Source organism: Streptomyces sp. NPDC058195 (assembly GCF_042883525.1).
In the GTDB taxonomy this organism is placed as follows: domain Bacteria; phylum Actinomycetota; class Actinomycetes; order Streptomycetales; family Streptomycetaceae; genus Streptomyces.
Window position 1 is genome coordinate 13816 of the sequence record NZ_JBHVVM010000013.1, and the last position, 12095, is coordinate 25910.

The window sequence follows — 12095 nt, forward strand, 5'->3', positions numbered from 1 at the left end:
CGACAATAAGGGAATGAGCCAGCAGGGGGAGAGCCCCGCCGCCGAGGACGCGTGGTGGCGCAGGCTGTACGACGAGAACGCCCGGGACACCGGAACGGGCGACAAGGCCGACACCCTCGACGACCGCTTCGACTCGGCGTCCGGCGCGGTCAGCCCGGACGGCCCCGGACCGCTCGGCCCGCAGGCCGACGTGAAGGCGGCGGCGCCCGGACCGGCAGAGCCTGGGGCCGGGCCCCGTGCCACGGCCCCGCCCCACCGGCCGACCGGCCAGATGAGTGACGGACCGCCCCGCTACGACCCCGAACCCACCGCACTGCCCGCCACGGGCCCGGACGGCCTGGACGCACTCGTCGCCGACACCGCGCTCGACGGCGCCCGCTACGGCACCTACACCCTGCGCGCCGCCTCCGTACGCGGGGACGCCGCCCGGTTCCGGGGCGAGCCCCGCCGCGACGCACTGCTCACCGCGCGCTTCGGCGACGACGAGGAGGCCCTGGTCCTGGTCGCCGTCGCCACCGGGGCCCGCACCACCGGACCGGCGCATCTCGCGGCGGCCGACGCCTGCCGCTGGATCGGCGCGGCGGTCGCCCGCAGCCACGCCCGGCTTTCCGAGGACATACGGGCGGGCCGCGGCCAGGACCTCAGGTCCGGTCTGAACCGCCTCACCGACCGCACCTACGGAAAGCTGCGCGCCCGCGCCGCCGAGCTGGGGGAGGAGCCGGAGCGGTACACCGCGAGCCTGCGCTGCCTGCTGCTGCCCGCCGACCCCGACTGCCGTGCGCGCGTCTTCTTCGGCGTCGGCGCGGGTGCGCTCCTGCGACTGCGCGACAGCGCCTGGCAGGACCTCGAACCGCAGGCCCAGCGGGCGTGGCCCGGGGACGCGTCCGGCACCGGGGCACCCCGTGAGCCGTTCCGGTTCCGGGGATCGGTGGCCCGGTCGGGGGACATCCTGCTGCTCTGCAGCCCCGGACTGGCCGGACCGCTGAGCGGCGAGCCCGCCCTGGCCGAGGAGCTCGCCGCCCGCTGGGCCCCGAAGTCCCCGCCGGGACTCGTCGCCTTCCTCGCGGACACCCAGCTCCGGGTGAAGGGGTACTCCGGCGACCGTACGGGCGTGGGCGTCTGGGAGGCGTAACCGCGCGCGCCATGGGTTGATGGAACCGGAAGTCCGGAAGCCGCAGCGCGGAAAGGGTACGCACCCATGGCCAAGCAGAACGTGTCGGAGCAGTTCGTCGACATCCTCGTCCGGGCGGGCGTGAAGCGGATGTACGGCGTCGTCGGCGACAGCCTGAACCCGGTCGTCGACGCCATCCGGCGCAATCGGGCCATCGACTGGGTCCAGGTCCGGCACGAGGAGACCGCCGCGTTCGCCGCCGGTGCCGAGGCCCAGGTGACCGGTTCGCTGGCGGCCTGTGCCGGATCGTGCGGGCCCGGCAATCTGCACCTCATCAACGGCCTCTACGACGCCCACCGCTCCATGGCCCCGGTGCTGGCCCTCGCCTCGCACATCCCGTCGGGCGAGATCGGCCTCGGCTACTTCCAGGAGACCCATCCGGCGCTGCTCTTCCAGGAGTGCAGTCACTACAACGAGATGATCTCCCATCCGCAGCAGATGCCGCGGCTGCTCCAGACCGCCATCCAGCACGCGATCGGCCGGGGCGGTGTCAGCGTCGTCACGATGCCGGGTGACATTGCGGCCCAGCCCGCCCCGGAGCGGTCGATCGAGCACGCGCTGGTCACCTCGCGGCCGACGGTCCGGCCCGGTGACGAGGAGATCGACGAGCTCTGCCGGATGGTCGACGCGGCGAAACGTGTGACATTGTTCTGCGGCAGCGGCACGGCCGGGGCCCACGCGGAGGTGATGGCCTTCGCCGAACGGGTGAAGGCCCCGGTCGGCCACGCGCTGCGCGGCAAGGAGTGGATCCAGTACGACAACCCGTACGACGTCGGGATGAGCGGTCTGCTCGGCTACGGTGCCGCGTACGAGGCGACCAACGAGTGCGACCTGCTGATCCTGCTCGGCACCGACTTCCCGTACAACGCCTTCCTCCCGACCGACGTGAAGATCGTCCAGGTCGATGTGCGTCCGGAACACCTGGGCCGTCGCTCCCAGCTGGACCTGGCGGTCTGGGGGGATGTCCGCGAGACCCTGCGCTGTCTGACCCCGCGGGTGAAGACCAAGACCGACCGCAAGTTCCTCGACCGGATGCTGAAGAAGCACGCCGACGCGCTGGAGGGCGTGGTCAAGGCGTACACCCGCAAGGTCGAGAAGCACATCCCGATCCACCCGGAGTACGTCGCCTCGGTGCTGGACGAACTGGCCGACGAGGACGCCGTGTTCACCGTAGACACCGGTATGTGCAATGTGTGGGCCGCCCGCTACCTCTCGCCCAACGGCAGGCGTCGCGTCATCGGCTCGTTCAGCCACGGCTCGATGGCCAACGCGCTCCCGCAGGCCATCGGCGCCCAGTTCACCGACCGGAACCGGCAGGTGATCTCCATGTCCGGTGACGGCGGATTCACCATGCTGATGGGCGACTTCCTGACGCTGGTGCAGTACGACCTGCCGGTGAAGGTCGTGCTCTTCAACAACTCCTCGCTCGGCATGGTCGAGCTGGAGATGCTGGTCGCGGGCCTGCCGTCGTTCGGTACGACCAACGACAACCCGGATTTCGCCGCGGTCGCCCGCGCCTGTGGGGCGTACGGGGTGCGGGTGGAGAAGCCCAAGCAGCTCGAAGGAGCCCTCAAGGAGGCGTTCAAACACCGGGGCCCGGCACTCGTCGATGTCGTCACCGACCCCAACGCCCTCTCCATCCCCCCGAAGATCAGCGCCGACATGGTCACCGGCTTCGCGCTCTCCGCGAGCAAGATCGTGCTGGACGGGGGAGTGGGCCGGATGGTCCAGATGGCCCGGTCCAACCTGCGGAATGTCCCCCGCCCCTGAACGGGAGGAAAGCGACGTCCGGTTGGGGCTCCGTCGCGACGGACAGCGGTTGTCCGACCGGCCGCGGCGGCGGTTGTTCCACCGGCCGGGGCGCAGGTGGCTCGGCGGGCCGGGACGGCGGGTGATCAACTGCCCCTGCGGACACCCTTGGCGACCCTTAAGCAATGTGACATATTACTGGCGTGCTCACGAGACGCCCCCTGGATGTCGTCATCGTCGGGGCCGGGGTGGTCGGCGCGGCCTGCGCCTACTACGCTTCCCGGTCCGGACTCTCCGTAGCCGTCGTCGACCGCGGGCCGGTGGCGGGCGGAACCACCGGAGCCGGTGAGGGAAACCTCCTCGTCTCCGACAAAGTGCCCGGCCCGGAGCTTCAACTTGCGCTGCTCTCGGCCCAGTTGTGGAAGAAGCTGGCCGAGGAGCTGCCCCGGAGCATCGAGTACGAGGCCAAGGGAGGTGTGGTCGTCGCGGCCTCCGAGGACTCCCTGGCCGCCCTGTCCGCGACCGCCGCGGGCCAGTGCGCGGCGGGCGTCGAGGCGCACCCCGTCACCGCCGATGGGCTCCGGGACGTCGAACCCCACCTCGCGCCCGGACTGGCCGGCGGCTTCCGCTACCCGCAGGACGCGCAGGTGCAACCGGCGTTGGCAGCTGCCGAGTTGCTGCGCGCCGCGGCCCGCTCCGGTGCGTTCGTGCGTCCCGGGGAGGAGGTGACCGGGATACTCCGGGACCGCGACGGTGCCGTGCGCGGGGTGCGGACGGCACGGGGGGAGCTGCGGGCTCCCGCCGTGGTCAACGCGGCGGGCACCTGGGGCGGCGAACTCGCCGCGATGGCCGGGGTGGAGCTGCCCGTCCTGCCGCGCCGCGGCTTCGTGCTCGTCACCGAACCGCTGCCCCGGCTGATCCGGCACAAGGTCTACGCGGCGGAGTACGTGGCCGATGTGTCGAGCGGGTCCGCCGCGCTGCAGACCTCGCCCGTGGTGGAGGGAACCCCCTCGGGGCCGGTGCTGATCGGGGCGAGCCGCGAGCGGGTCGGCTTCGACCGGACGTTCTCCGTGCCCGTGGTCGCCCGGCTGGCGGCGGCCGCCACCGCGCTCTTCCCCGTACTCGCCGATGTGCGGGTGCTCCGCGCCTACCACGGCTTCCGCCCCTACCTGCCCGACCATCTTCCGGCGATCGGACCGGACGCCCGGGTGCCGGGACTCTTCCACGCCTGCGGTCACGAGGGCGCGGGGATCGGGCTGGCTCCGGCGACCGGTCTGCTGGTCTCCGAGGCGATCCGGCGGGAGCGGACCACCCTCGGTCTCGAACCGTTCGCACCCGAACGGTTCGACACCGCGCACCGCGCCACATGACGATACGGGGCCGGACGCCCCGGGCTCCCGCCCCCAGCCGCCCTGTCAGGAACAGCCCCGGGAGAAGCCCCAGTGAGGACCGAGGAGAGGACCCAGTGAGACGCAGCCGAGCAGGAACCCCCGCCGAACTCGTCGGCGCCGCACCCGAACCGGAGTTCCGGCTGACCTTCGACGGCCGCCCCGTCCGCGCGCTGCCGGGACAGACCATCGCCGCCGCGCTCTGGTCGGCTGGCATCCTGAGCTGGCGCACCACCCGGGTCAACGGCCGTCCGCGGGGCGCCTTCTGCGGCATCGGCGCCTGCTACGAATGCCTGGCCACCGTCAACGGCCGCCCCAACCAGCGCGCCTGCCTGTCGCCCGCGCGGCCGGGCGACACCATCACCACGCAGGAGGGCGACGGACATGCCGCACTCGACGGATGAGCCCCGCTCCCGGGGCACCGGCCGCACCGGGGCCGTGGGGGCCGCCGGGGTGGCCGACCTCGCGGTGGTGGGCGCCGGACCGGCGGGCCTGGCCGCGGCCGTCACCGCCGCCGACCACGGGCTCGACGTGGTCCTGCTGGACGCGGCCGACGCACCCGGCGGGCAGTACTACCGCAGCCCGGCCCCCGGGCTCGGCGCCACCCGGCCCGAGGCCCTCCACCACCACTGGCGCGCCTTCACGGAACTCTCCGCCCGGCTCGCCGCGCACCGCGGCACCGGTGCGGTCCGCCACCTCGGCCGCCACCAGGTGTGGACGGTCGAACGGTCCGGCGGCGGGGAGTGGAACCTGCACGCCGTCACCGGCGATGACCGGGAGACCCGCACCACCGTCCGTGCCCGCCGCGTCGTCCTGGCGACCGGCGCCCATGAGCGCCAACTGCCCTTTCCCGGCTGGACACTTCCGGGGGTGGTGAGCGCGGCGGGGGCCCAGGCCATGCTCAAGTCCGGGCTGGTGCTGCCGGGGCGCCGGATCGTGGTCGCCGGGAGCGGACCGCTCCTCCAGGCCGTCGCCGCCTCGCTGACGCGTGCCGGGGCGAGCGTCCCGGCCCTGGTCGAGGCCGCGGGATACGGGGCGTACGCCCGCGCACCCCGGGTGCTGGCCGGTAACCCCGGCAAGGCGGTGGAAGGCGCCCGTTACGGGGCGGAGCTGGTGCGCGCCGGAGTGCGGATGCTGACGCGCCGGGCGGTCACCGCGGTGCACGGGGACGAGCGGGTGGAGGCGGTGACCATCAGCCAGGTGGACCGCCGGTGGCGCCCCGTCGAGGGGACCGGGCGCACGATCGCCTGCGACGCGCTCGCCGTGGGTCACGGGCTCGTACCGCAGCTCGATCTCGCTCTGGCGGCCGGGTGCGGCACCCGTACCGGCCCCGACGGCAGCCACGCGGTCATCGTCGGCCCTTCCCTCGCGACCACCGTTGCCGGGATCTGGGCCGCCGGTGAGCCGGTCGGTATCGGAGGCGTCGAACTCGCCCTGTGCGAAGGTGAACTGGCCGCGATGGCGGTCGTTCGCGAGGTGCGGGGCGGGATGCGCGCCAAGGACGCCCGCCGGGCGGTCGCGCTGGGACGTGCCCGGCGCCGGATGCGGGACTTCGCCGCCCTGATGGGCGCGGCGCACCGGCCGGGGGACGGCTGGAGCCAGTGGCTGGCCGACGACACGGAGGTCTGCCGCTGCGAGGAGGTCACCGCGGGCCGCATCCGTACCGCGTGCGAGGAACTGGGGGCTGGTGACACCCGTACCGCCAAACTTCTCACCCGGGCCGGAATGGGCTGGTGCCAGGGCCGCACCTGCGGATTCGCCGTACGCGAACTGGCTGCCGCGCACGGCTCCGGGACCGGACCGGGAGGCCCCGACCGGCGCCCGCTGGCCTGCCCCGTCAAGCTCGGAACCCTCGCCGGCCTGGTCGACCCCGGATAGGCCGACCACGGCCGTTCCTCCCGCGGCCCCACTGCTGTCCCGCCGCTGTCCCGCTGTTTCTGATTCCACCGCACTGTGCAATGTCACATCTCTCAAGGAGCCATCATGCAGACGAACACCGACCGGCGTACCCGCCCCTGGCACGGCGTCATGGTCGCCACCCCGCTCACCCTGCGCGAGGACCGCACCATCGATTACGACGCCTACGCCACCCACGTGCGCCAGCTCATCGAGGCGGGCTGTGACGGCGTGGTGCCCAACGGCTCGCTGGGGGAGTACCAGACCCTGACCGACGGCGAACGCGAAGAGATCGTCCGGGTCGCCGTCGAGGCCGCCGGTGACGGCAACCGTGTCATGCCGGGTGTCTCCGCCTACGGCAGTGCCGAGTCGCGGCGCTGGGCGGAGCAGGCCGCCGAGGCGGGCGCGGGCTCCGTGCTGCTGCTGCCGCCCAACGGGTACCGCTGCGACGACGAGGCGGTACGCGCCCACTACGCCGAGGTGGCCGAGGCCGGGATCCCCGTCGTCGCGTACAACAACCCGTACGACACCAAGGTCGACCTCAGCCCGCAGCTGCTCGCCCGGCTCCACCAGGACGGCAGCGTCGTGGCGGTCAAGGAGTTCAGCGGCGATGTCCGCAGAGCGTACGAGATCGCCGAAGCGGCGCCCGGCCTCGACCTGCTGATCGGCGCCGACGACGTGCTGCTGGAGCTGGCGCTGGGCGGCGCCGTCGGCTGGATCGCGGGCTGCCCGAACATGCTGCCGTCCTGCTGCGTCGAGCTCTACCAGGCCGCTGTCACCGGTGACATGGCAACCGCCCTGCCGCTTTACCGGGAGCTGCACCCGCTGCTGCGCTGGGACTCGAAGCCGGAGTTCGTCCAGGCCATCAAGGCGTCCATGGACGTCGTCGGACGGCACGGCGGCTGCACGCGGCCCCCTCGCTTCCCGCTGCCCGCCGATGACCTGGCCGCCGTGCGCGCCGCGACGGAGAAGGCCCTGGCCGGCGGCCTGGTCTGACCGGCACACCAGGGCCTCGCGCCATCCGGCCGCCGTACCGTCCGGCCCTCGCCATCCCTGGCCGGTGTGCCGGTCGGCCCTCGTACCACCCGGCCCTCGTACCACCAGGGCCGGGCCCCGCACAGTGCGGGGCCCGGCCCGGCCCGCACAGTACCGTCCGTCGTGTCGAACAGGGGGAGCCTTGCAGACCCGTCACATATTCCACGCCGTCGACTCGCACACCGAAGGCATGCCGACCCGTGTCATCACCGGTGGCATCGGGACCATTCCCGGCGCCACCATGGCCGAGCGGCGCGGCTACTTCCAGCAGCACCGCGACGCCGTGCGCACCCTGCTCATGTACGAGCCGCGCGGCCACGCCGCCATGAGCGGCGCCATCCTCCAGCCGCCCACCCGGCCGGACGCGGACTTCGGCGTCCTCTACATCGAGGTCTCCGGCTTTCTGCCGATGTGCGGGCACGGCACCATCGGGGTGGCGACCGTGCTGGTGGAGACCGGCATGGTGGAGGTCACCGAACCCGTCACCACCGTGCGGCTGGACACCCCGGCCGGGCTCGTCTCCGTCGACGTCCGGGTGAAGGACGGAGAGGCCACCGCGGTGACGCTCACCAACGTCCCGGCGTTCAGCGTCGCGCTGGACCGTACGGCCGAGGTGCCCGGGTACGGGACGGTGCGCTACGACCTCGCCTACGGCGGGAACTTCTACGCGATGGCCGAGCTGTCCGACCTCGGGCTGCCCTTCGACCGGGCGCGCAAGGACGACATCCTGGCCGCCGGGCTCGCTCTGATGGACGTGGTCAACGCCACCGACCGTCCCGTCCACCCCGAGGCCCCGGACATCCACGGCCTCAAGCACGTGCAGTTCCTGGCACCCGGCTCCGACGCCCGCCACTCCCGGCACGCGATGGCCATCCACCCCGGCTGGTTCGACCGCTCGCCCTGCGGAACGGGCACCTCGGCCCGCATGGCGCAATTGCACGCGCGCGGCGAACTCCCCCTGGACACCGACTTCGTGAACGAGTCGTTCATCGGCACCTCGTTCACCGGGCGGCTCGTCGAGGAGACCACGGTGGGCGGTCTCCCCGCCGTCGTGCCCACCGTCACCGGGCGCGCCTGGATCACCGGTACCGCACAATTCTTCCTGAACCCGTCCGACCCCTTCCCCGAAGGATTCCTGCTGTGAACCTCCCCCTGCTCGGCGCCGCCGACATCATGGCCCTAGGACCGAAGGCGGCCGCGGACGCGCTGGAGTCGGCGCTGCGCGGGGGGCTGGATCCGGAGACGGTACCCGCCCGGCACCATGTCACCGTGCCCGGCGGAGAACTGCTTCTCATGCCCGCCACCACACGGCGGTTCACCGGGGTGAAGATCGCCGGGGTCGCCCCGGACAACCCGGCGCGCGGCCTGCCCCGGATCACCGGGAGTTATCTGCTGTTCGACGCGCCCACGCTGCAGCCGATCGCCCTGCTGGACGGCGCGGCGCTCACCACCCTGCGGACACCGGCCGTGTCCGCCCTGGCGATCCGCCACCTCACCGGACCCGTGGTGCGCCACCTGGTGCTCTTCGGTACGGGGCCCCAGGCGTACGGGCACCTGGACGCGGTACTCGCGGAACGTCATGTCGAACGGGTCACCGTGATCGGCCGGAACCCGGAGCGGGCCGGGGCGCTGGTCGCGTACGCCCGTCGGCTCGGCACGGACGCCGCGGCGGGGCGGGAGGACGGCGCCGATGTCGCCACCGCCGATCTGGTGCTCTGCTGCACCACCGCCGCCGCCCCGCTGTTCGACGGTGCCCTGGTGCCGGACGGGGCGACGGTCGTCGCGGTCGGCTCGCACACCGCCGACGCCCGTGAGGTCGACAGCACGCTGGTGGCGCGTTCCGCCGTCGTCGTCGAGGCGCGCACGGCGGTGCTGGCGGCGGCGGGTGATCTGCTGATCCCGATGGCGGAGGGGGTCTTCGCCGCCGGGGACGTCGCCGCCGGGCTCGCCGAACTGGTCACCGGCCGGGTTCCGGGCGGCGAGCCGGCCAGCTCCGTGGGCCCCCGGTTCTTCAAAAGCGTCGGAATGGGGTGGGAGGACCTGGCCGTCGCCGCGGCGGTGTACGGCAACTCCGCCGCGTAGACGCGGCTGTCGGCGGCGGAGGGGTTATCCACAGCCTCGGAGCGACGGGCCCTGGCGGAAACGTGACATTGTATTCTGGGGCCCCGTACGGCGCTGGAGGAACAGACATGGCCCGCCTGACGACGCTCAACACCATCTCAGCGCAGGAGCACTTGCGCGACCGGGTGGCGAACGCCCTCAGGGCGGCCCTCATCGCGGGGGAGCTCCGTCCTGGCGTGATTTACTCCGCTCCCGCGCTCGCCGCCGACTTCGGGGTCTCGGCCACTCCCGTCCGCGAGGCCATGCTCGACCTGGCCCGCGAGGGCCTGGTCGAGGCCGTGCGCAACAAGGGCTTCCGGATAACGGAACTGACCGAGCAGGACCTGGACGACTTCACCGAACTCCGGGTCATGATCGAGGTTCCCACCGTCGGCCGGATCGCCCGGATGGGCCGGACCCGGGAGCTGGAGGCGCTGCGGCCGCTCGCGCAGGCGATCGTCGCGGCCGCCGCCGAGCACGACATCCTCGGCTACCTGGAGGCCGACCGCCGTTTCCACCTCGAACTGCTCGGCATGGCGGGCAACCGCCGTCTGGTGGAAGAGGTCGGCAATCTGCGCAAGCGCTCGCGCCTCTTCGGGCTGAACCGGCTCGACGAGTCCGGGCTGCTGGTCCAGTCGGCCGAGGAGCACGCCCAGTTGCTGGACCTCCTGATCGCGGGTGACGCGGCGGGCGCCGAGCGGTGCATGCTGGCCCATATGTCACATGTCCGGAACCTCTGGGCCGAGGAGAACCCCAACGGGGTGGCCGACGACGGCCCCCGTGGCGTCCGGATCGCTGAGGTCTGACCCTCGCCGCAGGGCCCGCCCCTTCCCAGCCAGGCCCGCCCCCCTTCCCTGGCCGTACCGCCCCGCCGCCGGTCCTCCACCTGGCCCGCCGGTCCTCCACCTGGCCCGCCGGTCCTCCACCTGGCCCGCCGGTCCTCCACCTGGCCCGGCGGCGGGATCGGACCGGGCGGACGGGCGGGCCCGGCGGCGGTGCGAGGTATCAGGCCCGGCTCTCCAGCAGTGTGCCCATCCACTCCTCGACCCCGTCGGCGGTCCGCGGCAGCGCGGACGACATGAGGCGGGCCCCCTCGGAGGTGATCACCAGGTCGTCCTCGATCCGCACCCCGATGCCGCGCAGTTCGCGGGGCAGGGTCTCGTCGTCGGGCTGGAGGTAGAGACCGGGCTCCACGGTCAGCACCTGCCCCGGTTCCAGGCGGCCGTCCAGATAGGCCCCGGCCCGCGCCTGCGCGCAGTCGTGCAGATCCATGCCCAGCATGTGGCCGCTGCTGCACAGCGTGTACCGGCGGTGGAAGCCGTTCTCCGGGGCGAGCGCCTCGTCCGCGGACATCCGCAGCACACCCCACTCGTGCAGCCCCTCGGCGATGACCCGCATGGCCGCCCGGTGGAAGTCCCGGAAGCGCGCCCCCGGACGCAGCGCCGCGATGCCCGCGTCCTGCGCGGCGAGCACCAGCTCGTACACACCGCGCTGTACGGGTGAGAAGCGGCCGGAGAGCGGCAGGGTGCGGGTGATGTCGGCGGTGTAGAGCGAATCGGTCTCCACCCCGGCGTCCAGCAGCAGCAGCCCGTCGCGGTCCAGCGGGCCGTCGTTGCGGATCCAGTGCAGCACGCAGGCGTGCGCCCCAGCAGCGGCGATCGTGGAGTAGCCCGGTCCGTTCCCCTCCAGCCGGGCCCGCAGATCGAAGACGCCCTCGATCCAGCGCTCTCCGCGCGGGTGGCGCAGCGCCTGCGGAAGGCTGCGTACGACATCCTCGAAGCCCGCCGTCGTCGCGTCGACGGCCAGCTGCAACTGCTCCGTCTCCCAGGGGTCCTTGACGAGTCTCAGTTCGCTGAGTACCGCTTCCAGCCCGGCGGGTGCCGAGCGGCCGAGCGGGAACGGGCGGCGGGACTGCAGGAGTTCGTCGACCGACGGGTCCACCCCGCCCAGTGCGCGGACCGGCGGCTGCGGGCCGGTGAACAGCTTCTCCCAGTCCTCCAGCCGGGCACAGCGCAGGCCGGTCAGCCGGGCGGCCTCCGCCAGGTCCGGTCTGCGGCCCACCCAGAACTCCCCGTACCGGCGGTCGCGGTAGAACTCCTGGCCGGTACGGGCCGACCGGGGCCGCAGGTACAGCACCGCTTCGTGCCGCTGGTCGCCGTCCGGTTCCAGGACCAGTACGTGTCCGGCCTGGTCCTCGCCGGTGAGGCCGGTGAGCCAGGCGTAGCCGGTGTGCGGCCGGAAGCGGTGGTCGGTGTCGTTGGAGCGGACGGCGAGTGCCCCCGCCGGGATGACCAGCCGCTCGCCGGGGAAGCGGGCGGCCAGCCGGGCCCGCCGGGCGGGGGTCAGTTCGTGGGAGGGGAGGCGGGTGTCCGGCGGCAGGGGGGTGTCCGCCCACGCCGTGCTCATGAAGGCGTCCAGTGCGGCGGACACCGGCAGGTCGTGACTGCCGGTCCGGGGCGCGGAGAAGGAACGGGACACGGGCATGGCTCCTCGGGGGTCGGTCGGTGCCCGGGTACGGGGCTCCGGGTGCTGACGGGAGGCGGGGCCCGGCTGGCCGGAAGGCGAGGGCGACCGGCGCGTGCGGTGCCGCATCCCTGGATCCGTGCTGGAGGCGGAAGTTGGCGCGCAGATGAATGTGCGTGAGAGGGCTTCCGAAGGACATGTGACATGTGCCATTGTACAGCGCGCAAGGGAACGAACGCCGTGCTCATGTCACGACATGACGGTGGCCGACGCCGGTCCGCACCGGCCTCTTG

Annotated in this window: 10 protein-coding genes; 9 read left to right on the plus strand and 1 reads right to left on the minus strand. The window is 73.0% G+C overall.

Features of this window, described 5'->3' with window-relative positions; all coding sequences use genetic code 11:
* The first annotated feature begins 13 nt into the window (after positions 1–13).
* The 9 genes from ACFVWY_RS17830 (at position 14) to ACFVWY_RS17870 (ending at position 10145) form a co-directional block, all read left to right on the plus strand.
* Positions 14–1132, plus strand: coding sequence for a protein phosphatase 2C domain-containing protein (locus ACFVWY_RS17830; protein ID WP_389872950.1), 1119 nt, complete (start codon positions 14–16; stop codon positions 1130–1132).
* A 66-nt stretch (positions 1133–1198) separates the two neighbouring features.
* Positions 1199–2941, plus strand: a complete 1743-nt coding sequence (locus ACFVWY_RS17835) for a pyruvate dehydrogenase (RefSeq protein WP_389872952.1) — start codon at positions 1199–1201, stop codon at positions 2939–2941.
* Positions 2942–3123: 182 nt separating this feature from the next.
* Entirely contained in the window at positions 3124–4290 is a 1167-nt protein-coding gene (locus tag ACFVWY_RS17840; protein WP_389872955.1) for an NAD(P)/FAD-dependent oxidoreductase, read from the plus strand.
* Between the two features lie 95 nt (positions 4291–4385).
* A complete protein-coding gene (locus ACFVWY_RS17845; RefSeq protein WP_389872957.1) occupies positions 4386–4712 on the plus strand; it encodes a (2Fe-2S)-binding protein in 327 nt (108 codons plus the stop codon).
* Entirely contained in the window at positions 4693–6186 is a 1494-nt protein-coding gene (locus ACFVWY_RS17850) for an NAD(P)/FAD-dependent oxidoreductase (protein WP_389872960.1), read from the plus strand. Before ACFVWY_RS17845 ends, ACFVWY_RS17850 begins: the two co-directional genes overlap by 20 nt.
* A gap of 105 nt (positions 6187–6291) precedes the next feature.
* On the plus strand, positions 6292–7200 hold the full coding sequence (locus tag ACFVWY_RS17855) for a dihydrodipicolinate synthase family protein (RefSeq protein WP_389872963.1): 909 nt from the start codon (positions 6292–6294) through the stop codon (positions 7198–7200).
* A 181-nt stretch (positions 7201–7381) separates the two neighbouring features.
* The gene (locus ACFVWY_RS17860; RefSeq protein ID WP_389872966.1) at positions 7382–8383 is read left to right on the plus strand and encodes a proline racemase family protein; all 1002 of its coding nucleotides are present in this window, start codon (positions 7382–7384) and stop codon (positions 8381–8383) included.
* Positions 8380–9321, plus strand: coding sequence for an ornithine cyclodeaminase family protein (locus ACFVWY_RS17865; RefSeq protein ID WP_389872969.1), 942 nt, complete (start codon positions 8380–8382; stop codon positions 9319–9321). Before ACFVWY_RS17860 ends, ACFVWY_RS17865 begins: the two co-directional genes overlap by 4 nt.
* A gap of 107 nt (positions 9322–9428) precedes the next feature.
* Positions 9429–10145: a GntR family transcriptional regulator gene (locus ACFVWY_RS17870; protein ID WP_389872972.1), complete on the plus strand. Its 717-nt coding sequence runs from the start codon at positions 9429–9431 to the stop codon at positions 10143–10145.
* Between the two features lie 199 nt (positions 10146–10344).
* Here the strand turns inward: ACFVWY_RS17870 and ACFVWY_RS17875 are convergent, their stop codons facing one another.
* Positions 10345–11823 (minus strand): aminopeptidase P family protein, encoded by a 1479-nt coding sequence (locus ACFVWY_RS17875; RefSeq protein ID WP_389872975.1) that lies wholly within the window; start codon positions 11821–11823, stop codon positions 10345–10347.
* Positions 11824–12095 lie beyond the last annotated feature (272 nt).

Bases quoted from the DNA above. Each gene is read 5' to 3' on its own strand.
- ACFVWY_RS17830 (WP_389872950.1), top strand. From the start codon at position 14: ATGAGCCAGCAGGGGGAGAGCCCCGCCGCCGAGGACGCGTGGTGGCGC.
- ACFVWY_RS17835 (WP_389872952.1), top strand. From the start codon at position 1,199: ATGGCCAAGCAGAACGTGTCGGAGCAGTTCGTCGACATCCTCGTCCGG.
- ACFVWY_RS17850 (WP_389872960.1), top strand. From the start codon at position 4,693: ATGCCGCACTCGACGGATGAGCCCCGCTCCCGGGGCACCGGCCGCACC.
- ACFVWY_RS17855 (WP_389872963.1), top strand. From the start codon at position 6,292: ATGCAGACGAACACCGACCGGCGTACCCGCCCCTGGCACGGCGTCATG.
- ACFVWY_RS17870 (WP_389872972.1), top strand. From the start codon at position 9,429: ATGGCCCGCCTGACGACGCTCAACACCATCTCAGCGCAGGAGCACTTG.
- ACFVWY_RS17875 (WP_389872975.1), bottom strand. From the start codon at position 11,823: ATGCCCGTGTCCCGTTCCTTCTCCGCGCCCCGGACCGGCAGTCACGAC.